At 67.3% G+C, this 22,951-nt stretch carries 19 protein-coding genes; 14 read left to right on the forward strand and 5 right to left on the reverse strand.

Going from position 1 to position 22,951, the window contains the following annotated elements:
• The first annotated feature begins 31 nt into the window (after positions 1-31).
• The gene (locus AC3A6B_RS27785; RefSeq protein ID WP_487839862.1) at positions 32-2,986 is read left to right on the forward strand and encodes an ATP-binding protein; all 2,955 of its coding nucleotides are present in this window, start codon (positions 32-34) and stop codon (positions 2,984-2,986) included.
• Here AC3A6B_RS27785 and AC3A6B_RS27790 read toward each other — a convergent pair.
• Positions 2,955-5,837, reverse strand: a complete 2,883-nt coding sequence (locus tag AC3A6B_RS27790; RefSeq protein WP_487839863.1) for an ATP-binding protein — start codon at positions 5,835-5,837, stop codon at positions 2,955-2,957. The genes AC3A6B_RS27785 and AC3A6B_RS27790 overlap by 32 nt on opposite strands.
• 272 nt (positions 5,838-6,109) lie before the next feature.
• Here AC3A6B_RS27790 and AC3A6B_RS27795 point away from each other — a divergent pair, with 272 nt between their 5' ends.
• Positions 6,110-7,144: an RNA methyltransferase gene (locus AC3A6B_RS27795; RefSeq protein ID WP_487839887.1), complete on the forward strand. Its 1,035-nt coding sequence runs from the start codon at positions 6,110-6,112 to the stop codon at positions 7,142-7,144.
• Positions 7,145-7,166: 22 nt separating this feature from the next.
• On the opposite strand, the gene AC3A6B_RS27800 is transcribed toward AC3A6B_RS27795, so the two are convergent.
• Together AC3A6B_RS27800 and AC3A6B_RS27805 are read right to left on the reverse strand one after the other, a co-directional pair.
• Complete coding sequence (locus AC3A6B_RS27800; protein WP_487839864.1) at positions 7,167-8,126, reverse strand: Bug family tripartite tricarboxylate transporter substrate binding protein; 960 nt, start codon at positions 8,124-8,126, stop codon at positions 7,167-7,169.
• Positions 8,127-8,283: 157 nt separating this feature from the next.
• Entirely contained in the window at positions 8,284-9,492 is a 1,209-nt protein-coding gene (locus AC3A6B_RS27805) for a CaiB/BaiF CoA transferase family protein (RefSeq protein ID WP_487839865.1), read from the reverse strand.
• A 108-nt stretch (positions 9,493-9,600) separates the two neighbouring features.
• Between AC3A6B_RS27805 and AC3A6B_RS27810 the strand changes: the two genes are divergently transcribed.
• Positions 9,601-10,482, forward strand: a complete 882-nt coding sequence (locus AC3A6B_RS27810) for an SMP-30/gluconolactonase/LRE family protein (RefSeq protein ID WP_487839866.1) — start codon at positions 9,601-9,603, stop codon at positions 10,480-10,482.
• 8 nt (positions 10,483-10,490) lie between these two features.
• On the opposite strand, the gene AC3A6B_RS27815 is transcribed toward AC3A6B_RS27810, so the two are convergent.
• Positions 10,491-11,402: a LysR family transcriptional regulator gene (locus tag AC3A6B_RS27815; RefSeq protein WP_487839867.1), complete on the reverse strand. Its 912-nt coding sequence runs from the start codon at positions 11,400-11,402 to the stop codon at positions 10,491-10,493.
• A gap of 100 nt (positions 11,403-11,502) precedes the next feature.
• Here AC3A6B_RS27815 and AC3A6B_RS27820 point away from each other — a divergent pair, with 100 nt between their 5' ends.
• The 11 genes from AC3A6B_RS27820 (at position 11,503) to AC3A6B_RS27870 (ending at position 22,558) form a co-directional block, all read left to right on the forward strand.
• Positions 11,503-12,594, forward strand: a complete 1,092-nt coding sequence (locus AC3A6B_RS27820; protein WP_487839868.1) for an LLM class flavin-dependent oxidoreductase — start codon at positions 11,503-11,505, stop codon at positions 12,592-12,594.
• 16 nt (positions 12,595-12,610) lie between these two features.
• Positions 12,611-13,573 carry a flavin reductase gene (locus tag AC3A6B_RS27825; protein ID WP_487839869.1) on the forward strand — a complete coding sequence of 321 codons (963 nt, stop codon included), beginning with the start codon at positions 12,611-12,613 and terminating at the stop codon, positions 13,571-13,573.
• Between the two features lie 20 nt (positions 13,574-13,593).
• On the forward strand, positions 13,594-14,781 hold the full coding sequence (locus tag AC3A6B_RS27830) for an acyl-CoA dehydrogenase family protein (RefSeq protein ID WP_487839870.1): 1,188 nt from the start codon (positions 13,594-13,596) through the stop codon (positions 14,779-14,781).
• A gap of 9 nt (positions 14,782-14,790) precedes the next feature.
• Positions 14,791-15,924 carry an acyl-CoA dehydrogenase family protein gene (locus AC3A6B_RS27835; RefSeq protein WP_487839871.1) on the forward strand — a complete coding sequence of 378 codons (1,134 nt, stop codon included), beginning with the start codon at positions 14,791-14,793 and terminating at the stop codon, positions 15,922-15,924.
• Entirely contained in the window at positions 15,921-16,682 is a 762-nt protein-coding gene (locus tag AC3A6B_RS27840; RefSeq protein WP_487839872.1) for an enoyl-CoA hydratase/isomerase family protein, read from the forward strand. The genes AC3A6B_RS27835 and AC3A6B_RS27840 overlap by 4 nt, the downstream gene beginning before the upstream one ends.
• 3 nt (positions 16,683-16,685) lie before the next feature.
• Entirely contained in the window at positions 16,686-18,821 is a 2,136-nt protein-coding gene (locus AC3A6B_RS27845) for an acetate--CoA ligase family protein (protein WP_487839873.1), read from the forward strand.
• Positions 18,818-19,576 carry an SDR family NAD(P)-dependent oxidoreductase gene (locus tag AC3A6B_RS27850; RefSeq protein ID WP_487839874.1) on the forward strand — a complete coding sequence of 253 codons (759 nt, stop codon included), beginning with the start codon at positions 18,818-18,820 and terminating at the stop codon, positions 19,574-19,576. Before AC3A6B_RS27845 ends, AC3A6B_RS27850 begins: the two co-directional genes overlap by 4 nt.
• Positions 19,573-19,953 carry a VOC family protein gene (locus tag AC3A6B_RS27855; protein ID WP_487839875.1) on the forward strand — a complete coding sequence of 127 codons (381 nt, stop codon included), beginning with the start codon at positions 19,573-19,575 and terminating at the stop codon, positions 19,951-19,953. Before AC3A6B_RS27850 ends, AC3A6B_RS27855 begins: the two co-directional genes overlap by 4 nt.
• Positions 19,950-20,480, forward strand: a complete 531-nt coding sequence (locus tag AC3A6B_RS27860) for a nuclear transport factor 2 family protein (protein ID WP_487839876.1) — start codon at positions 19,950-19,952, stop codon at positions 20,478-20,480. Before AC3A6B_RS27855 ends, AC3A6B_RS27860 begins: the two co-directional genes overlap by 4 nt.
• A 4-nt stretch (positions 20,481-20,484) precedes the next feature.
• A complete protein-coding gene (locus AC3A6B_RS27865) occupies positions 20,485-21,654 on the forward strand; it encodes an acyl-CoA dehydrogenase family protein (protein WP_487839877.1) in 1,170 nt (389 codons plus the stop codon).
• Between the two features lie 73 nt (positions 21,655-21,727).
• Positions 21,728-22,558 (forward strand): ATP adenylyltransferase family protein, encoded by an 831-nt coding sequence (locus AC3A6B_RS27870; RefSeq protein WP_487839878.1) that lies wholly within the window; start codon positions 21,728-21,730, stop codon positions 22,556-22,558.
• A 39-nt stretch (positions 22,559-22,597) separates the two neighbouring features.
• Here AC3A6B_RS27870 and AC3A6B_RS27875 read toward each other — a convergent pair whose 3' ends face one another.
• Positions 22,598-22,951 (reverse strand): hypothetical protein, encoded by a 354-nt coding sequence (locus AC3A6B_RS27875; protein ID WP_487839879.1) that lies wholly within the window; start codon positions 22,949-22,951, stop codon positions 22,598-22,600.

Below are 22,951 nucleotides of genomic sequence, written 5' to 3' on the forward strand. Positions count from 1 at the left end.
CCGATTTACTGCCCCTCAGGAGTACCCGAGAATGTGGCTTGACTCCCTTTGCGAGGCCCAGGCGATGACAACACCGACGACGGACAACGCCGAGCGTGCCGGCCAGGACGGGTGGGTTGCCTCGTTCGGTCCGTTCCGGCTGTCCGCGGCGGCGAGGCTCCTCGACAAGGACGGCGTCCCCGTGCATCTTGGAGGGCGAGCGCTCAGTCTGTTGATTGCTCTCGTCGGTTCCGCGGGCCAAGTCATCGGCAAGAAGGAACTCATCGCGCGCGTCTGGCCCGACGTCGTGGTCGACGATGGCAGTCTCAGAGTCCACATGGTCGCAGTACGCAAGGCCTTGGGCGACGGGCAGTCGGGTGCAAGATACGTGACGAACGTCACCGGCCAAGGCTACTGTTTCGTAGCCCCCGTCACGCGCTTGCAAGCACCTGCACCTTCAGCGGGGACGGCTGCGCGCTCCGATTTGCCGAACGGCCTTCCGGCGCGGCTGATGCACCTTGTGGGCCGCGACGCCGCCGTGCAGGTGATCCAGGCGGATCTGCTGCAGAAACGATTTGTGACCATCGTCGGGCCCGGGGGGATCGGCAAGACGACGGTCGCCGTTTCGGTGGTTCACGCCATGCTCCCCGCGTTCGGGGGCGCCGCCCGCTTCATCGATCTCGCACCGGTGAGCGAGGACGCCTACGTGGCCAGCACGCTCGCGGCGACACTGGGTCTTCTGGCTCATTCCGGCGACGCTGCGTCGGGCATTGTCGACTTCCTGCGTGACAAGCGCATGTTGCTTGTCCTGGACAGTTGCGAGCACGTCATCGGCGCAGTGGCTGAACTGGCGGAGCGGATCTTCAAGGAGGCCCCGCAGATTCATGTCCTGGCCACCAGCCGCGAGGCTTTGCGCGTCGAGGGCGAGCAAGTTCATCAACTGCTCCCACTCGCTTGCCCGCCTGCCGGCGACGCGCTGAAGGCCGAGGAAGCACTTGCCTATGCCGCGGTACAACTGTTCGTGAACCGCGCAGCAGCCGGCGCCACCAGGTTCGAACTGGCCGACGCCGACGCGCCCGCCGTGGCCAAGATCTGCCGCGAACTCGACGGCATCGCCCTGGCCATCGAGTTGGCTGCCGGGCGACTCGATGCATACGGCGTTCAAGGCATCGCAGCCTTGCTCAACAAGAGCATCACGGTGTTGTGGCACGGCCGCCGCACTGCGGTGCCGCGGCACCAGACGATGAGCGCTGCACTGGAATGGAGCTACAACCTCTTGACGGACCTCGAGCGTTCGGTGCTGCGCCGTCTTTCGGTGTTCGTTGGAGTCTTCTCTCTCGAAGCCGCGCAAGTCGTAGCCGGCCAGTCCGACGCGGACGAAGGCGATGTCGTGGAAGCCATCGCCAATCTGGTCGCGAAATCGCTGCTGGCTGGCGAAGCCGGTGGCAGGGCCATGCACTATCGGCTGCTGGACAGTACGCGGGTCTACGCGTTGAGAAAGTTGATCGAATGCGGCGAGTCCGCTGCAGTCGCCTCACGCCACGCCTCTTACTACCGTGCCGTTCTTGAGCGTGCGGCCCTGCCTGGAGCTGACGCCGAGAAGGACAAGACCCTGGCACAGCATGCGGAGATGCTCGGCAACGTACGCGCCGCGCTGGACTGGAGCCTGTCCGATGGCGGCGACGTGGAAATCGGCACTGCGCTTGCCGCAGCGGCAGCGCCGCTCTTGTTGGAGATGGCGCCGTTGAGCGAATGCCGCGCCTGGATGGAAAAAGCAACTGCTTCGCTCAGCGATGCCATGCGAGGCACGCGCCGCGAGATGGAACTGCAGGCGTCGCTCGGCCAGTCGCTCATGTTCACCAGCGGCAACAGCGAGGAAGTGAGACGCGCGTTCTCACGCGGCCTCGAGCTGGCGGAAGCGCTCGAGGACCTCCCATTCCGGTTGCGACTGCTCGGTGGACTCGGCACTTTCCTGCTCAGGACGGGAGACTTCAGAGGCGCACTCGAGCATGCCCGCCTTGCCGAATCCGTCGCAAGAAGGATGGACGACCCCGTGGCGCTGGGAACGGCTGATTCGATGCTGGGCGTGGCGCTGGACCTGACCGGCGACACCATCGAGGCCGAGAAGCGTTGGGAGGCTGCACTCAAGGGTGCCGCCGAAGCGCATCGCACCCGCACCATGCGCCTCGGCTTCAACCACCGCGTCCATGCACTGTGCGGCCAGGCACGATGCCACTGGCTTCGAGGCGAATGCGACCATGCGGCGGCCGTGGCCCAATATGCGATCGAGCAGGCTGAAATGCTGAATCACCCCGTCACGCTGTCCATCGCGCTGATCTGGGCCGGGTCCGTTTTTCTCTGGAGGGGAGACTGGTTGCGGGAGCAGGAAGTCATCGACCAGCTGCTCGCGCACGCCACGAAGCATGCGCTGTCGCCTTATGTGGCGGTCGCCATGGGGTTGAGGGGCGAGCTGCAGGTCAAGCGCGGAAGGCCCGATGTCGGAGTGAACCTGCTGCGCGCCAGCCTGCAAGCCGTTCAGGCCAATCGCTACGAAATGCGGACCGGAGCATTCATCAATGCGTTGGCCGAAGGGCTGAGCAGCCTGCAGCAACATGCAGCCGCCCTGACGGCCATCGAGGAAGCAACCGCTCTCATCGAGCGGCACGGTGGCTATCTCCATATGCCGGAGACGCTGCGCTTGAAAGGTGAGATCCTGGCGAGCACTCCCGGCACCGATTCGCGACTGGCAGAGCAGTGCTTTCTTGGCGCGATTCAATGGTCGCAGCGCCAGTCGGCGTTGTCATGGGAGTTGCGAGCAGCGAACAGTCTCGCACGCCTCTGGTTGAACCAAGGCCGGATCGATTCGGCGAGGCTGCTGCTTGCGCCGATCCATGGCAGGTTCACCGAAGGCCATGACACGGACGACCTCGTCACCGCGAGGGCTCTCTTGGCGAAGGTGGATCATCCGGCCGGCGCTACTCGCAGGGTCTCGCGGCGGAGCCCATGAACTCATCCATCTCCTTCAGCAACTGTGCGGCTGCCTTGAGATCACGCGTCTCGAAGCCCTCGGTGAACGAGCGATAGACGCCGGCGAGAATCTCATGAGCTGCCTCATGGCGGCCTTGGCTTGTTCGAAGCCGCGCAAGCGATGTGGCCGTTCGCAGCTCCCAACCCGATGCGTTCTGGCGCCGGGCGCACTCCAGCGAACGCATGAGGCAGTCTTCGGCTTGCGACTCATCCTTGTCGGGCATCGAGAGAAGCACAGCGGCCTGAAGCCGGAGCAACTCGGGCAACTCCAGCGCCTCTTCCCCGTCTTGCGTTTCGGCGATCGCGTCGGCGATGACGGCGAGTGCCTCGTCGAGCTGTCCGCTTATCCTGAGTCCATCTGCGAGTGCGTATGCAGCTCGCTTGACCAGAATAGCGTGCTTCTCGGCCTTCATGGCCTTCAAGGCGTCGCGCAGGAGCGCCGTACCCCGATCGGTCTCTCCGAGATGGACGAGCAGTTCGCCCTTCAAGGCAAGCCCGGTTGCGTGAAACGACAGCAACGCCTGCCAGTTCGTGTGCTGCATCAGCTTCCCGAGTGCACCCTCCGCAGCGCTCCAATCGCCGCACCAGAGGAACACCGGCGTGGCGTAGAGGAGGGAGAAGCAGACGTCGACCGATCTTCCGGAAGCGGCCGCCTCGCCGATCGCCTCTCTCGCGACCGCCATCGCACGATCCGGACGGCCGGCGAGCCACAGGACGCGGGCATACGGCACCAGCGCTCGAACGCGGTAATCGAGCCCGAACAGGTGCAGATTGCGGGGTCCGGCGCGCCCGAATCCATTCTGGAAGTCGCGCTCCGCGGCCCGTTGATTGCCGAGGAAGTGCTGCGATGCCCCTCGCGTCCAGTCGGCCACCACCATGTACGAAACGTCTGCCGATGTCCGGGCCGCAGAACTCAACGCTTCCGCCACGGCGAGCGAGCCTCGGAAGTCTCCCGCGCGAACCAGAAGGATGTGCAACCCCACCATCAGCCGCAGATGATGCGAGGTTTCACCGAGCTTGTGCGCGATCTCCAGGCCGCGGGTGATGGCGGCGCGCACCTCGTCGCCGGTTCCTCCCGTCCACATCGCCGCTGTCGCGAGCGTTTCCTGCAGAACCATCTCTTTTCTGGTTCCCCGATCGGCATCCTCGAGCAGTGACAGCGCCTTCGTGCTCCATCTGCGGCACTCGGTCAGCAAGAGGAGTTGCAGAAGCACAGGGGTGGCAGCTGCCGCCAGATCGATTCCGAGGACCGCGTGGCGCGGTTGCGATTCGCGATCGCCGAAGCACCAGTCGAGCGCCGCCCGCACATTCCCCAGGTGATCGCCGAGAGCGAGCGCGCGGGGGGCGCGGTGCGGATCGATGCCTTCGCCGGAAACGGAACCCAGGAGCAGCGAAAAATACCTGGCGTGGCGCTGGGCGGTGGCTTCCAGTTCGCCGCTCTGTTCCAGCTTTTCGGCAGCGTAGTCTCGGGTGGTCTCGAGGAGGCGATAGCGTACGGCCCGATCGTGGGCAGCCACCGCCGACACAAGGGATTTCGCGACCAGATCGCCGACATGGATGACGACCTGGTCCTCGTCGAGTGCTCTCCCGCACGCGACGGCCTGAGCGGCCTCGAGGGTGAACGTGCCGACGAAGACGGACAGTCGTCGCAGCACCACCTGCTCACTTTCGGAAAGGAGGTCGTGACTCCAGTCGAGCGTTGCGTGAAGTGTCTGATGTCGGAGCAGGGCGGTGCGCCTTCCGGGCCAATCCAGACCGAAGCGGCTGTTCAGCAGGCTGGCGATGCCCTCGACGCCATAAGCACCCACTCGGCCTGCAGCGAACTCGATGGCGAGTGCGATGCCATCCAGCCTGCTGCAAATGCCGGCCACGATCGGCGCGTTCGCATCGACGAGCTCGAAGCTGCTGCCGCTGGCAGCGACGCACTCCGTAAAGAGCTTGACGGCCGGGAAGGTTTGCGCTTCAACGGCATTCAGGCTCGGATCGAACGGCGGGCACTCGAGAGGGGGCAGCAGGTAGGTGTACTCGCCGTCGACTCGCAGCGCCTCGCGGCTGGTCGCCAGGATGTGAATCTCGGGTGCTTCGCGGAAGATCTGTTCGGCAAGCGCGGCTGAAGCTCCGATGACATGCTCGCAGTTGTCCAGCACGAGGAGCATTCGTGCCCCCCGGAGGGATTCCCTCAGGCTCGGCAACGCGTCCTCGGTCTGGATCGTGAGGCCGAGCGTCGATGCGACGGTGGAAGCCACGTGCGCCGGGTCTGAGAGGGCGCCCAAGTTGACGAAGCACACCGCTTCGGGGAACTCTTGAAGCATGGCGTGGGCGACAGCCACGGCTACCGTCGTCTTGCCCATGCCCCCGGGCCCGACGATCGTCAAGAAGCGATGCGCGATCAGGTCTGCGGCGACGGCGCGAACCGCTTCGTCGCGTCCGACCATCCGCCCAAGGACCGGCGGCAGGGCAGGCGTTTGCAGGCTGGCCCGCTCCGGGGAGAGGAGGGCCGAGTCTGCACGATGGGGCTGGGCCTGACGACTGACCGGGGCCACGAAGCAGTAGCCTCGGCCCCGGACATTCGCAATGTACCGGTCGGTCCCTTCGCCATCGCCCAGTGCCTTGCGCAAACCGGTGATGTGCGTCCTGAGGCTGCCGGAGTCCACCACCAGGTCTCGCCACACGCGCGAGATCAACTCCCTGTGACCGACGATCTCGCCAGCATGCTCGACGAGCACGATCAGAATATCGAGGGCCCGGCTACTCAACGGGAACGGAATGCCGTCCTTCTCGACCTTGCGCGCGGCGGGAAACAGCCGAAACGGTCCGAATGAGGCGCTCATGCCGCCTGGGGACCCATGCGAAAAGCTCGATGCTGCAACATCGAGCCCGGCAGCGCGAGCAGGGGAAGTATCGATGGCTTCTCCGCGTGGTCATAGCCCGACAGGCGAGCCCCCGCCCGTCGTTGGGCTCAGGAAGTGACGGATGCCTTAATTATAGATTTGCGATATGCAGGGCAGTCAAATGAGGAGCCGGCATATGGGGCGCCTCGTACGCCGCACCTCCGGTGACCGCCGTGCACAATCTGCCGCATGTCGACTACGCTGGGCAGTGCATGCGAATCCACGAATTGAGGCAGCGACTGCGGGAAGCCGGAGCAGGCCCCAGCCACGAGCACCGGATCTTGCGGCTGTGGTCCCATGCGCTGCCCCGCGACAGCGGCAAGCGCCGACCGGCGAGCTTCTTCCCGTCGGCGCTGCTGGCAGCCCTGCCTTCCATCGAGGCTGAACTTGCGGGGCTGGCCCGCATCCACGCGGTGCACCCCGGCGCCGATGGTTCCGAGCGGCTGCTCGTCGCCCTCGCGGATGGTCAGACCGTGGAGAGCGTGTTGCTGCCTCGGGATGGTCTGTGCGTCTCGTCGCAGGTCGGGTGCGCCGTCGGATGCCGGTTCTGCATGACCGGTCGCGACGGATTGCTGCGCCAGCTGGGAAGTGCCGAAATCATTGCCCAGATCGCCCTCGCGCGCGTTCGCAGGCCGGTACGCAAGGTCGTGTTCATGGGCATGGGCGAACCGGCCCACAACCTGGACAACGTGATGGAGGCGATCGACCTGCTCGGTACGGTGGGCAACATCGGCCACAAGAACCTGGTGTTCTCCACCGTGGGCGATCCACGCGCGTTCGAGAGACTGCACCAGCAACGCGTCCGACCTGCGCTGGCGCTCTCGTTGCACACGACCAGGGCTGAGCTGCGCAGAAGGCTTCTTCCGCGCGCACCGAACATGACGCCCGAGGAGCTGGTCGCGGCCAGCGAACGCTATGCGCGAACCGCAGGCTACCCGATCCAGTACCAGTGGACGCTGCTGGAAGGCGTGAACGACGGGGAAGAGGAGATCGAAGGCATCGTCAGGCTGCTCTCAGGCAAGTACGGCGTGCTGAACATGATCCCCTTCAACGCGGTGGATGGCGCGGCCTTCGGTCGCCCGTCGAGGGAGCGCTGCGAACAGATGGCCCGCACGCTGCACCAGCGGGGCATTCTGACCAAGCTGCGCTATTCAGCCGGCCAGGATATCGACGGCGGGTGCGGTCAGCTGAGGGCGCGCGCGGCCGAAATACGGGTGCCGCTTCGAAGGGTCGAAGGCTGGCGCTAGGCCCGACTCGGGTCGCCCTCGCTTAGTGGACTTGCTTGGGCAGGTTCAGGCTCTGGAGCAGCGGGACCCAGCGATCGTGCTCCGCGCGCACGAACTTCGCCAGTTCCTCGGGCGTACCGCCGCGCGGCTCCATGCCGACGGCGCGGGCCTTGGTGACGAACTCCGGGTCGGCGATCACCTGGTTGACGGCCTTGTTCAGACGGTCGATCGCATCCTTCGGCGTGGCGGACGGCACCGAGAGCGAGTACCACAGCGTGGCTTCGAGGTCGTAGCCCATTTCCTTGAACGTCGGCGCCTCGGGCACCTGCGGCAGCCTGCGGCTGTCCATCACGCCCAGCACGCGGAGCTTGCCGCTGCGGATATGCGGCAAGGAGCCGGTGACGGACGTCCCGTGGATGTCGATCTGGCCGCCGAGCAGGGCCTGGACGGCGGGTGCATCGCCGTTGAAGGGGATATGGGTCGTGCTGATGCCGACGGTCTTCTCGAAGCTCATGGGAGCGAGGTTGGTCAGGATCGCCGCGCCCGGGGAGCCGCGGTTGATCTTGCCGGGATTGGCCTTGGCGTACGCGACCATCTCCTTGATGTTTTGGTACGGCAGGTCGGCCCGGCCGACGATGATCGCCGGCTGGTAGGCGATCTGCGTGACCGGCGCGAAGTCCTTGTTGGGATCGTAGGGCAGCTTCTCGTAGAGAACGGTGTTGTTCGCCAGGGTTCCCAGCGACGACACCAGCACGGTGAGCCCGTCCGGGCGCGACCTCGCCACGTAGTCTGCGGCGACGATCCCGCTGGCGCCGGGCTTGTTCTCCACGATGATCTGGGTCCCCCGCTTCGTCAGTTCGGCTGCAAGGATGCGCACGTACTGGTCGGTGCCGCCACCGGCGGCGAAGGGGACGACGATCTTGGTGGCCGTCTGCGCATGCGCCGAACCCAGCGCCACGACCAGTCCGAACAGCAGTCCCGGGATGAACTTTCGATAACTCACTTTGTCTCCTTTTTGCCCTCGGCGGGGCAGGTAAATCCTGAACTCAGTCTATGGCCGGGTGCAGCGCGCGGATGTGCAGGGAATGAAAAGCTGCTTTGTATGTCGTGCACGCGGGGCAGGCCTGCGCGGCCTATCCCGCGTCCATCCGTCGATCGCTTCATCGAATGACATTCACGACGCCGGCCTCGCGCAGTGCCGCGATTTCGGCATCGCTCAAGCCCGCCTCCCGCAGCAATTCCTCGGTGTGCGCGCCGTGTGCCGGTGCGGCCTGGGTCTGGAGGCGCGGCGTGTCGCACAGCTCGTAGGGCAGGCCGAAGCTGCGATAGCCGGGGCGGTCGCCGTTCGGCGCAGCCTCGATGACCATGCTGCTGGCCCGGAAGTCTTCTCCCGCAAGCGCGTCGCTGTAGCTGCGCACGACGCCCACCACGATGTTGTTGCACGTGAGCAGGTCGACGCACTCGCGCGTGCCGTAGCGCGACAGCCGTTCGCTCACGGCTTCCTTCATGGCCGGCCGGTTCGCGACGCGCAGCTCGTTGGTAAGGAAGCGCGCGTCCGTCGCCAGCTCGGGGCAGCCGATGGTCTCGCACAGGCGCACCCAGTGCGCCTGCACGTAGGCGGAGACCACGACCATGCCGTCGCGGGTGCGAAAGATGTCTGCCGCCGGGGCGCTCAGCGGCTGGCCGTCGCCGCTGCGGGTGGGCTCGACGCCGCGCGCCAGGTAGTCGCTCCAGTTCGGCAGCTGCAGGTTGAGCGCCACTTCCAGCAGCGAAATGCGGATGGTTTCGCCGATGCCGGTGCGCACGCGACGGAACAGCGCGGCCAGGATGGCCTGGGCCGCCACCTGCACGGTGGCCGTGTCGATGATGGTGGCGCCGACCTTCTGCGGCAGGCCCTGCGGCTCGCCGGTCACCGACATCAGGCCGCTTTCCGCCTGCGCCGCGATGTCGTAGCCGGGCCGATCGCGCGAAGGCGCGCCGGCGGGGAAGCCGCTGATCGAGACGTAGACCAGTGCAGGTTGCATCTCGCGCAGCGCATCGGCGCCCAGTCCGAGTGCCTCGGCGGCGCCTGGCCGCAGGTTCTGCACGACCACGTCGGCACGCGCGATCAGGCGCAGCGCGATCTCCACCCCGCGCGGATTGCGCAGGTCCAGGGCAATCGACCTCTTGCTGCGGTTGTAGGCGCGCAGCATGGCGTGCCCGAAGTGGCCCGTGTGGCGAGCCATGTCGCCTTCCAGCGATTCGATCTTGACCACCTCCGCGCCGAGGTCGCCCAGCGTCATCGCGGTGCCGGGGCCCGCAATGTAGTTGCCGAGTTCGATGACGCGGATGCCTTGAAGAGGCGGGGGAGGAGCGGTTCGTTCGTTCATCCGGGTGACTCTAGGAGCCGGGGCGGGAGCACGGGAACGCAGGAAGCGCAAAGCTGCTTTGCAGGGCGCGCCGCCGGCGGTGCCGGATCGCCGCCAGACTTCGACCCCATGATGACCGTGGAGATTCGAAGGGTCGGCGAGACGACGGACCTGCTGGGCGAAAGCCCGTGCTGGGATGCGCGGGCGGATGCCGTGTGCTGGATCGACTCGCTGGCGGGAACGCTACGGCGGCTGTGGCCTGCCACCGGGGAGACCGAGCACCACAGTCTGCCCGCGCCGGTCGGCTCGATCGCGCCTTGCGAAAGCGGCTCGGTGGTCGCGGCGCTGAAGAACAGCTTCGCCCGCTACGACTTCGCCACGCGCAAGCTGCAGATCCTGGCCCGCATCGACATCGATCACCCGGACGTGCGCCTCAACGACGGCAAATGCGACCCCTGGGGCAACTTCATCGCCGGCACCATGCACATCAACCGCCAGGCGGGCGACGCTGTCCTCGGCGGCCTGTACCGGCTGCGGCCCAACTGCTCCGTGGAGCGCATTGCGGACGCGTTCGGGTTGACCAACGGTCCCTGCTTCAGCCTCGACGGTCGCACGCTCTACGTGGCCGACAGCACGGTCCGCACGATCTGGGCATATGACTACGCGCCGGACGGGCCCTTGTCCGGGCAGCGCGTCTTCGTGCAGACCGAGGGTTACGGCTCCGGCCCCGACGGCGCGACCGTGGACGCCCAGGGCTTCCTCTGGACCGTGCTGACCCGGATCGGGAAGATCGCCCGCTTCGCCCCCGACGGACGGCTCGACCGAATGGTGGAGCTGCCGGCAACGCATCCGACCAGCCTGTGCTTCGGCGGCCCGCAGTTCGAAGTGGCCTATGTCACGTCGATCTCCAGGAGCACGCATCTCGCGGGGCTCCTGCCGCAGGACGGCGGCCTGTTCGCGCTGAGCGGGATGCCCGCCGCCGGAATGCCGGCGCACCGCTTCGCAGACTGAGGACGGTCTCAGGCGGCGTCGCTTTCGCGCAGCGCCTCGGCGATGAAGTCGACGAAGGCGCGCACCTTCAAGGGCAGTGCGCGGCTCTGGCGGAACACGGCGTAGATCCCGTTGGAGAACCCGCGCACTGCGAACCGGTAATCGGGCAGGAGCCGCACCAGCGTGCCATTCTGGATGCAGCTGCGCACGGTGGGCTCGGACAGCAGCGCGATCCCCATGCCGCCGATGGCGGCCAGCCGCAGCAGCTCGCCGTTGTTCGAACTCAGCACGCCCCGGATCACCAGCTCCTGCTGCTCTCCCTGTTCGTCGATGTACTTCCAGGTGGTGGCCTCGTGCTCGCGTCGGTAGGTGAGGCAGCGAACCTCCGGCAGGTCGCGCGGGTGCCGGATCCGCTTGTAGACCTTCATGAAGGAGGGGCTGGCCACCAGCACTTCGTCGCTGCTGAGCAGCCGCTTGATCACGAAGCTTGAATCGTGCGACTCCCCGGTGCGGATGTCGATGTCGAAATCCTGCTCCACCAGGTTCACCGGGTGTTCGGAGAGTTCCATCTCCAGCTGGATGTCCGGATGGCGCTCGGCGAAGCGCGGCAGCAGCGGTGCGATCACGCGCAGGCCGATCTGCGTGCGCGAGTGGATGCGCAGCCGCCCCTCGGGCAGCAATTTCGAGCTGCGCGCCGCTTCCTCCGCCTCTGCCATCGCCTCCAGCACCACCTCCGCGCGCGTCAGAAAGGCCTGTCCCGCCTCGGTGACCTTGAGCTTGCGGCTGGTGCGGTCCACCAGTTGCACCCCCAACTCTTCCTCCAGCGCGCTGATGCGCCGCGAGATGGTGGCAGGCGAAAGACTGAGGCTGCGCGCCGCCGCCGAGAGGCTTCCCTTCCTCAAGGTGGTCACGAAGATTCGCAGCGAGTCGAGGGCCTTCATTTCAGAAACCGCAAAGAAGGTGTGCGCGGCGTGGTGCGCAGGGCAGGCACCCCGTTCCTAAGATCACTCCACGCAACCAAAGCCAACCAGGAGCCTCGTCATGGACTTCGGAATCTTCATTCTGATGCAGCAGCGAAACAAACATAAGACCTCCCACCAGATCCTGCGCGATGCCGTGGAGCAGACGCGGCTGGCGGACGAACTGGGCTTCGGCGGCGCCTGGTTCGCAGAACATCATTTCAGCAACTACGGCATGTGCTCGTCGCCGCTCACGATGATCGCGCACTGCGCCGCCGTGACCCGCAACATTCGCCTGGGCACCGGCATTGTCGTCGCACCGCTGTACACCCCGGCCCGCCTGATCGCCGACGTCGCGATGGTGGATCAGCTGTCCGACGGCCGACTGAACCTGGGCATCGGCTCCGGCTACCAGCACTTCGAGTTCGAGCGCTTCGGCGTTTCGCTGGAGACCTCCAAGCAGCGCACGCTGGAGATGCTGGACATGCTGGAACTGGGCCTGAAGGAGCCCAAGTTCGCCTACGACGGCCAGTTCTACCAGCAGCCCGAGAGCGCGATCAGCCAGCGTGCGGTGCAGCAGCCGATGCCGCCGTTGTGGGTGACCAGCGTGGACCCGACCTTCCTGGCCCGCGCGGTGCGTGGCGACCACCACGTGTTCGTCTCCGGCGGCGACGGCGGCGTGGAGAAGCTGCAGGCCACCCGGGCCTTGATCGACAAGGTGGCCCTGGGTGAAGGCAAGAACCCGGCCGAGGTGCCGGTCGGCGTGCTGCGCGCGGCCTACGCCAGCGAGAACAAAGCCGACGTGGATCGTTACCTCGATTGCGCCCGCTACCAGCGCCGCGTGGCACTCAGCCTGAAGCGCCGCACGGCGCAGATCGGCGAGGACTACCAGGTGGCCGAGACGATGGTGGAAGGCGAGCCGACCCTGGACGAGATGCGTGCCCTGTTGCCGGTGGGTTCGGTGGACACGGTGATCGAGCGGGTGGTGCGCGAGATCCGCGCCATCAAGCCCGTGCACTACTGTTTCCAGACCCAGATGGGTGACTTCGACCACCCCACGATGCTGAAGCACCTGGAACTGTGGGCCAAGGTCATCATGCCCGCCGTGCAGCGCGAGATCGCCAACGACCCGCCGCACGTGGCCAAGCCGGCCACCGAGGTCGCCGCCGCCTGAGGCGCAGGCGTACGCCATGACCAGCACGACCTTGCACCGCGATGCCATCGAACCGACGCTGTTTCGACAGCTGCTCGGCTGCTTTCCGACGGGGGTGGCCATCATCACGACGCGTACCGCCGACGGACGGCCCGCAGGCCTGACCTGCAATTCCTTCAGCTCGGTATCGCTGGAGCCGCCGCTGGTGCTGTTCAGCCTGCGCAAGGCGAGCAGCCTGCTGGGCACGTTCGCCGAAGCCGATGCGTTCGCCATCAACATCCTGTCCGAGCGTCAGGATGCGCTGTCGAGTCGTTTTGCCTCGAGCAAGATCGCGGACAAGTTCGAAGGCGTGGCCTGGCGCTTGGGGCCTCTCGGCATGCCGATCATCGAAGACTGCCTGGCCAGCTTCGAGTGCAGCGTCCATGCCCGTCACGAGGCCGGCGACCACGACGTCTTCATCGGAGAAGTGAAGCACATGAGCGGAGGCCCCGCCGACCAGGCACTGGTGTTCTACAAGGGCGCCTACATGATGCTGGCGGAGTCGCTTCGCGCGCTGGTGATCCAGGGGCGGCTCGGCTCGGCCGATCTCGACGAAGCCTACCGCACGCTGTACGGGACGCTGCTGCGGCTGGCGTGCGAGCGGGCCACCGAAAGCGAGATCGATGCGATCGAGGCCGCCGTCGACGGCATCGAGCGGCATCAGGCCACGGACTCGCTCGACCAGCGCATCGAGTCGGCCAGCGGCTTCTTCTCCGCCATCGCGGCCGCTGGGCACAACGAGGCGCTCACGCTGATGGCGCAGACGATGACCACCATCCTGCGCGAACGGATGACGCACGTCATCCCGGTGCGGCCGCGGCCGGACGTGTTTCCGCTTCGGCGCAAGGTCGTGCTCTGCCTTCGGCGGCGCGACGCGGATGGGGCCGCTGCCGCGCTGGACGAACTGATCACGAAGCTGCGCACGGGCGGCGACGCAGCCGCCGAGCCCAGCGGCAAATAGACAACAGGACTGGAGACAACATGTCGAACACCGAAATCGCCGATGGCGAGGCGGATGCCTACGCCGCGTTCCGCCGCGAGCTGGAGGACTTCGCCCGCAGCGCCTGCCCGCCGGAGATCCGCGCCGTCGTCGCCGCAGGCCAGAAGGTCACAAAGCGCGAGTACCTGGGGTGGCAGAAGATCCTCCATGAGAAGGGCTGGGGCGCGCCCAGCTGGCCGCGCGAGTACGGCGGCACCGGCTGGGACATCCAGCAGCGGTTGATCTTCGAGGAGGTGATGGCCGAGGCCGATTGCCCGCCGCTGTACCACCACGGGCTGGGCCACATCGGCCCGGTCATCATCCGCTTCGGCACCATTGAGCAGAAGGCCCGCTTCCTGCCGCGCATCCTGGACGGCTCCGACTGGTGGTGCCAGGGCTACTCCGAGCCGGGCTCGGGCTCGGACCTCGCCTCGCTCAGCACCAGCGCGCGGCTGGACGGCGCCGATTACGTGATCAACGGCCAGAAAATCTGGACCTCGCACGCGCACGAAGCCAACATGATCTACATGCTAGTGCGCACCTCGAAGGAGGCGAAGAAGCAGGACGGCATCTCGCTGATCCTGGCGCCGATGGACAGCAAGGGCATCACGGTGCGCCCGATCCGCACCATCGACGGCTGGCACCACCTCAACGAGGTGTTCTTCGACGAGGTGCGCGTGCCTGCCGCCAACCTGATCGGCGAGGTCGGCAAAGGCTGGACCTGCGCCAAGTACCTGCTGGAACGCGAGCGCCTGCCGCCGGCGAATGTCGCGCGGCTGGAACTGGTGCGCAGGCAGGTCACGCGCGTGGTGGAAGAGGCCGCGAAGGCCGCAGCCGGGCGCCGCGATTTCAGCAGCCTGCGCTACCGGCTGTTGCTGGCCGAAGCCGACGTGAAGGGTGCGCGCGTCATCCTGGCCCATGCGACGGACGACCTGAAGCACCAGCGTCCGCTCGGCGTGCAGCCGTCGGTGATCAAGCTGCTGTGCAGCGACGTCGCCCAGCGCCTGACCTCGATCGCGCTCGATGCGGTCGGGCCGCAGGCGGCCCACCGTTTCCTCGCCGATGAAGGCGAGGGCGAGCCCGGCGCCACCTGGGTGCAGAACTACATGTTCACGAGGGCGAGAACGATTGCGGGCGGCACCTCCGAAGTGCAGCGCAACGTCGTCGCCAACGAACTGCTGGGAGCCTGAAAAGTGTCCATGTCATTCACGCCATTGTTTCCCGGCATGCTGCTCGATGCGGCCGAGCGCTTCGCGCAGGACCACGCCGCGACGCAGGACTCCGCCGATACCGACCCGATCCGCGAGATGGGCTGGGCCTGTACGCTTGTGCCCGAGGAGGCCGGCGGCGTCGGTGGCACCCTGGCCGACCTTGGCTCCATCGTCGAAGGCCTCGCCACGCACGGCCCGCACTTGCCGACGGTGGAGACCTGTGCCGTCGCACCCATCCTGCTTCAGGCAGCGGCGCCCGAAACCGGCGCGCGCTGGCTGGAAGCCGTGTGCGAGGGCAGCGCGAAGATCGCGCCGCTGACCGCCCTGTCCGCATCGCTGGACGACATCGTGGTGCATGCGAAGCAGCTGGACATCGGCTGCGAGCTGACCGGCGTGGTCCAGGGCGTCGATGTGTCGCTGGAGGCCACGCACTATCTCGTGCCCGCGCTGCTGCAGGGCACGGGCGAGGCGGCGATCTTCCTGGTCGACAAGGAGCGCATCCCTGCGCCCGCGACGAGCTACCGCACGATGGAAGGGCGGCGCGGCGCCGACTTCCGGCTGCAGCAGCTGACGGTGCCGGCGCTGGCCTGCATTGCGCGCGGCGCCGAGGCCCAGCGCGCGCTGGTGCAGGCAGACAACGCGGCCCTCTTGCTGACGGCGGCGGACACCGTGGCCGCGCTGGCCGCGCTGATCCAGCAGACCGTGAACCACCTGAAGGAGCGGCGCCAGTTCGGCGTGACGCTGTCGTCCTTCCAGGTGCTCAGGCACCGCACGGCCGACATGTACGTGCGCTACCTCGGCGCCAAGGGCCTGCTGATGCACGCCTTCCAGGAATACGAGAGCGGCGCGGCCAGCCTGCGCCGCACGCTGCGCCTGATGAAGGTGGCGCTGGCGGAAAGCGCAAGGGCTTGCGCTGAAAGCGCGATCCAGATGCATGGCGGCATGGGCGTGAGCGAGGAGGTCCTGGCCACGCGCCTGGCCCAGCGCCTGCTCGCCTCCGAGTTCCGCTACGGCGACCGCCTCACGCACGCGGCGCGGCTGCTCGCGCCGCAAGATCCCGATGCCCCGGCGGACGAGTCGCCGTCTCGCGCCGCAACCCACCTTTCCAGGAGTTCGCCATGAACGTCAGCCTTGAAGTTTCCGAATACGTCGCCGTCGTTCGGCTCGACAAGCCGCCGGTCAACGCGCTGGACCGCGCGACGCGGCAGCGCCTGATCGACGTCTTCGACGAGGTCTCCGAACGCGCCGACATCCGCGTGGCCGTCCTCACCGGCACGGGCAAGTACTTCTGCTCCGGCGCCGACCTGAAGGATCGCCCGGACGCCGACAAGCCCGGCGACTTCCTCGGCCACAACCGCCTGACGCGGGAGACCGGCAATGCGATTCGCGAGTGCGCCAAGCCGGTGATCGCCGCCGTCAATGGTCCGGCGCTGGGCGCCGGCTTCGGCCTGATGGCCGCCTGCGACATCTTCCTGGCCTCCGAGGACGCGAGCTTCGCGATGCCGGAGATCAACGTCGGACTGGCCGGTGGGGTGTCGATGCTCAGAACCATGTTCGGCCGCTCCTTCACGCGCCGCATGTTCTTCACCGGCATGCGCGTGCCCGCCGCCGAGTTGTACCGCCGGGGCGTGCTGGACGAAGTGCTGCCGCCGGATGAGCTGCTGCCCGCGGCCCTGCGCCTCGCGCAGGAGATGGCATCCAAGAGCCCGCTCGCGCTGGCCTACGCCAAGCAGGCCGCCAACATGATGGACCTGATGCCGCAGCGCGACGGCTATCGCTTCGAGCAGAACATCACCATGGCGCTGTCCAAGACCGAGGACGCCAAGGAGGCGCGCCAGGCCTTCCTGGAAAAGCGCCAGCCTGTCTACAAGGGGCGCTGAGCGATGAAAACCGCGGAAGTGGTGGAAGTAGGGAGGGGCCTGGACGCGCTGTTCCAGCCGCGTTCGATCGCGATCTTCGGCGCGTCGGAGGACGTGACCAAGATCGGCGGGCGGCCGCTGCAGTTCCTGCAGAAGTACGGCTACCGCGGCGCGATCTATCCGATCAACCGCAAGGGCGGCACGGTGCAATCGCTGCAGGCCTATGCGAGCATGGCCGACCTGCGGGAGGCACCGGAGTTGGCCGTGATGGCTGTTCCCCCCGAGAGCGTGCTGGAGGCGGTCAAGGACTGCGCGGCGCGCGGGGTGCGCGCGGCGGTCATCCTCTCTTCCGGCTTCTCCGAGATGGGTGAAGCGGGCAGCCGGCTGCAGGCCGAGATCGGCAAGGTGGCCAGGTCGTCGGGCATGCGCGTGGTCGGCCCGAACTGCCTGGGTTCCATCGGCGTCGCGGAAAAGAGCATCGCCACTTTCTCGGTGGCGCTCGAGTCGGCCTTCCCCACCGCGGGCCATGTGGGCATCGTGTCGCAGAGCGGCAACCTCGGCAGCTACACCATGCGGCTGGCCGTCGATCGCGGCATCGGCATCAGCCGCCTGCTCACCACGGGCAACGAATGCGACGTGGACATCGCAGACGGCATCGCCTCGCTGGCCATCGACCCGGCCACCTCGGTGATCCTGTGCTGCATGGAAACCTGCCGCGATGCGGGCAAGCTGGTGCGGGCGCTGGCGATGGCGCGCGAGGCCGGCAAGCCGATCGTCGTGCTGAAGGTCGGCGTGTCGGCGGCCGGCAGCGAGGCAGCCGCATCGCACACGGGTGCGCTGGCCGGTTCGGACGCGGTGTTCGACGTGGTGCTGCGCAACGGCGGTGCCATCCGTGTGCCGAGCATCGAACAGTTGCTGGACGTCGGCCACGCCGTCTCGGTGGTCGGCACGGCGCGCGCGCCGAAGGGCAATCGCGCCGCGCTGGTGACGGCCTCCGGCGGCTTCGGCGTGCTGATGGCCGATGCGGCCAGCGCCCGGGGCCTGGATCTGCCGAAGCTTTCCGCGCGCACGCAGGAGCGCATCCTTTCCGCGCTGCCGTACGCATCGCCCGGCAATCCGGTCGACATGACGGCGCAGGTGTCGAGCCGGCCGGAGTTGCTGGTGCAGGTGCTGTCCGCGGTGGCGGAAGATCCCGTGTGCGATGCGGTGATTCTGCAGTCCGCCTATGCCTTCCAGATGCCGCGGCTGCGCGACGTGTATATCGCCGCGCTGGAGCAGGTGCGGCGAGACCATCCGTCGCGGCTCATCCTGCTGTGCTGCAAAGCGCCGCGCGACACGATCGCGCAACTGAACGGGATGGGCTTCCCCACGGTGGAAACCATCGACGCGGCCTGCTCGACCCTGGCGGCGCTGGTGCGGCTCGGCACGCGCGGCGAACAGGCCGAAACGGCGGCGACCTCATCTTCGACCGATGCGCTGCCGCAGGAAGCATTCGCCAACGAGGCGAGCGCCAAGGCGGCGCTCGCGCAGGCCGGCGTTCCCGTGCTGAAGGAAGTCACGGCGACCAGCCGCGATGCGGCGCTGGCGGCGGCGCGCGAGATCGGATTTCCGCTCGTGCTCAAGATCGTCTCGCCCGACATCGCGCACAAGACCGAGGTCGGCGGCGTCGTGGTCGGCGTGCGCTCCGAGGCGCAGCTCGCGGACGAGTACGACAGCCTGCTGGCGCGCGTCGCGCAGAAGGCGCCGCGGGCCCGGATCGCCGGCGTGCTGGTGGCGCAGATGGCGCAGGGCGGCATCGAGCTGATCCTCGGGACCAAAAAAGACCCGGTCTTCGGGCCGGTCGTGATGGTGGGCCTGGGCGGGATCTTTGCCGAGGTGCTGCGCGACGTGGCTTTGCAGATCGCGCCCGTCACCGAACAGCAGGCGACGCAGATGCTGCGTTCGCTCAAGGCCTTCCCCCTGCTCGACGGCGCGCGCGGCCGGGCCAAGGCGGACGTGGCGGCGGCGGCGCGCGCCGTCGCGGCGCTCTCGCAATTCGCTGCGCTGCATGGCGACGTCGTCTCGGAGATCGACATCAATCCATTGGTGGTGATGGACCAGGGGCAGGGCGCCTTCGCGCTCGATGCGCTGCTGGTGCCGGAAACGAAAGGCAAGCAATGAACGCATCTCTCGAGGGCCGCGTGGCCTTCATCAGCGGCGCCGGCCACGGCATCGGCCGAGCCGCCGCGCTCGAAATGGCCAGGCTTGGCGCCACGGTCGGCGTCAACGACCTCAAGCAGGAATTCGTCGACGAAACCGTTGCCGAGATCCGCCGGCTCGGCGGCAAGGCGATCCCGCTGCCGCAGGATGTTTCCACCCGCGACGGCATGCGCGAAGCCGTGCACCGCCTCGCGCGCGAAGCGGGGCGACTGGACGTGATGGTCAACAACGCGGCCTGGGTGCGCTACCAGCCGCTGGCGGAGATCACGCCCGAGGTGATGGACCGCATGGTCGAGATCGGCTTCAAGTCGGTCATCTGGGGCATCCAGGCCGCCGCCGAGGCGATGGACCCGGAGCGCGGCGGCTCCATCGTCAACGTGGCGTCCATCGCGGCTTTCAAGTCGCCGGCCCGCTCCGTGGTGTACAGCGGCCTCAAGGCCGGCGTGCTCGGGGTCACCCGCGCAGCAGCCGCCGACCTGGGTGCGCGCGGCATCCGCGTCAATGCGGTGGCTCCGGGCGCTGTGCCGACCGAAGGCACGGCGAAGCATCGCAACGCGGAACTCGATGCGAAGCGCATCGCGCGCACGCCGCTCGGCCGTCTCGGCACGGTGGGAGACATCGCCGATGCCATCTGCTTCCTGGCCGGCGACGGCTCCCGCTTCATCAGCGCCGATGTGTTGCGCCTCGACGGCGGCGCTTCGGAGACTTCACTGTGAGCGGCGTCGACAACGCGCCCCGGCGCCTGCAGAACGTGTTCGTGGTGGCGGAGCGCCCGGCCGAACTGCATTCCTTCTACGAATCCGCGCTCGGCCTCGAGCTCAAGTTTCGGGACAAGGACCGCTGGTTTCAGTACGGCGTTGGCAATACCAGCGTGGCCGTGGCGTGCAAGGAAGAGGCAGCGCCGGCGACGTCCGGGCTCGTGATGGTGTTCGAGGTGGAGGACTTCGCCGGGGCCGAGGAACGCATCGCCGGCGCGGGCGGCCAGGTGCTCGGCATCCGTGACATGGGGACGCACGGCGCGGTGATGTCGCTGCGCGACCCCGAAGGCAACGTCGTGCAGCTGTTCAAGCGTGCGGCCACCCCCGCGCAATGACTTCCGCTGCGCAGCTGCAGGCCCTGCTCGATCGCGAGGCGATCCGGGAGTGCCTCCATCGCTACTGCCGCGGCATCGACCGCGCCGACGAGGCGGCGCTGCGATCTGCCTATTGGGACGACGCCACGGACTGCCACGGTTCCTGGAACGGCAGCGCCGCCGGTTTCATCGATCAGGCCTTGCAACGCCTGCGCCTGGGCGGCCGGCGCGTGCACCAGGTGAGCAATGTTTCCATCGAGTTGCATGAGGATCGCGCTGCGGTGGAGAGCTGTTTTCTTGCGCTGCAGGCCCCTGCCGGGAGCCCCAGGCAGACCTTCTTGTGCGGCCGCTACGTCGACCGCTTCGAACGCCGGCACGGCGAGTGGCGGATCGCCGCCAGGACGGTCGTGTACGACTGGATCGAAGAGCGCGAGCGACCGGAGCTCGGGCTTGGCGATGAGGCCCTGTTCGGTGCGCGACAGCCGGTGGGTTGCGCAGCGCCCGAGGATTCGGTGTATTCGCTGCTGCGGCAAGTCCGCGTCGGATAGCCACGTGATCCGTCACCCTGAAAAATTTAGGAACCTGCTCGCCGAAGTGCGGCAGTTCGTCCGCACGGAGTGCCTGCCTCTCGAGGAGGCGGTCGACCGCAACGACGAGATCCCCGAGGCGCTGGTGCAGCGCATGCGCGAGATCGGCCTGTTCGGCCACAGCATCCCCGAGGCCCATGGCGGCGCCGGCCTGAGCACGGAGGAGTTGTCGCTGGTGAACATCGAGGTCTCGCAGGTGGCGGCTGCATTCCGGGCGCGCTTCGGCGGCAACACCGGCATCGCGTCGGAGTCCATCGTGGTCGACGGGACGCCCGGGCAGAAGAAGACCTACCTGCCGCGGCTCGCCAGCGGCGAGATGACAGGCTGCTTCGCGTTGACCGAGCCGGAAGCCGGCTCCGACGCGACGGCACAGAAGACGGTTGCGGTGCGCGACGGCGACAGCTTCCTGATCACCGGGAAGAAATGCTTCATCACCAATGCACCGATCGCCAACCTGTTCACCGTCTTCGCGAGGACGGACCCGGACGCGAAAGGCGCCAAGGGCATCACCGCATTCCTCGTCGAGCGGGGCACGCCGGGCTTGTCGACCTCCGCCCCCTATCGCAAGCTGGGCCAGCACGGCTCCCCGGTGGGCGAGGTCGTGCTGGACCGGGTCAGGGTCGCAGCCTCCGCCATCGTCGGCGGCATCGAAGGGCAGGGCTTCCGCACCGCCATGAAGACCCTCAACAAGCAGCGCATCAACCTCGCTGCCCTGTGCACCGGCCCCGCGATCCGGCTGGTCGAGGAAATGGCGAAGCACGCCCAATCACGCCGCCAGTTCGGGCAGCCGATCGGCGAGTTCCAGCTGGTGCAGCAGATGATCACCGAGAGCAACACGGAGGTGCATGCGGCGCGTGCACTGGTGCTCGAGACCGCACGCAAGCGGGACGACGGTGCCGACGTCACGATGGAAGCGTCCATGTGCAAGCTGTTCGCCTCCGAGATATGCGGCCGTGTCGCAGATCGGGCCGTGCAGGTTTTCGGCGGCAGCGGCTACATGGCCGGCAATGTGGCCGAGCGCTTCTACCGCGATGTGCGCCTGTTCCGGCTCTACGAGGGAACGAGTCAGATCCACCTGGTCAACATCGCCAAGCGAAGCATCGCGCTGGCCGCACAGGAGGCGGCGAACGCCTGAGTACCGCTCGGACAGGGTGAACCACCGTCGGGGTTGGGTTCCCAGTTGCCCGGAACGCGTGGAGAATGACAGCGTGTTTTCGCTGTCCATCGTCCAGAATGCCATGCGGCGCGCCCTGGCAGACGGTGCGCTGCAGCCGATCGAGACTCAATCCGTCCTCCTCGACAGCGATGGCGTCCGGTTCGTCTTGCGCACGGTGTCGAGCCTCGCGCGCAAGGACAAGGCGCGCCATGCCGCCGCAGCCGGCGATCCACTCGGCGACTACGACCGTTCCCTGTTCGTAGCCGACCTCGCGCCTTCGCACTACGTCCTGCTGAACAAGTTCCAACTGCTCGCCGGGCATGTGCTGCTCGTCACGCGCCGCTTCGAACGCCAGGAGTGCCTCCTTGGCGTCGAGGATTTTGCGGCGCTCGTCACTTGCCTGGGCGAAGTCGATGGACTCGGCTTCTACAACGGGGGCGTCGAAGCCGGGGCCAGCCAGCGGCACAAGCACCTGCAGCTTGTGCCGCTCCCGCTCACGCACGAGAGCCCCGACGAAGTGCCGATGGAGCGGGTGCTCCGCGGCGGCTCCCGGCTGCCGTTCAGGCATGCGTTCGCACGTCTGGCGCCGCAAGCGACGGCTCCCGAGTTGCATGCCCTCTATCGCGAGTTGCTTCATCGGTGCGGCATTTCCGCTGTCGCCGGCGAAGAGGGCGAAGTTCAGTCGGCCCCTTACAACCTGCTGGTTCGCCGAGGCTGGATGCTCGTCGTGCCGCGTTCGCGCGCATGCTTCGAATCGATCTCCGTCAACGGGTTCGGCTTCGCCGGCTCGTTGTTCCTGCGTTCGCAGGAGGAACTCGACCGTGTCCACGCCATAGGGCCGATGCAGGTGCTGCGCGCGGTTGCGATGCCGCAGAACGCGTGACCGATTGTTCGAAAAAAGATGCCGTGAGCCGGCCCGTCGTCAGGTGCGGCGCACTTCCATCACGCCGTGCCCGGTGGCCTGCTCGTAGACCGAGGGCACGCGCGTGGCCAGGTGCAGCAGGATCCGCGGCGCCTGGGTCTTCACGGACCAGCGCAACAGGATGCCCGTCGCCACCAGCAGCCCGCCTGTCCACGGGTAGCCGGCCAGCGTCGCGGCGATGCCCGGGCCGATGAGAGCGATCGCCAGCGTCGTGGCATGCGTGCGGTGGGCCACGAAGGGCACCGCCAGCTTCGGGTTGACGATGACGCGAAAGCGGCCCTGCGGCAGCCCGTTGCGGAATTCCTCGAAAGGGATGTATTCGACAGTGTCCTGTGCGTCGTTCGGGCGGCTCAT

The organism is Variovorax sp. Soil_C_33 (assembly GCF_057656935.1).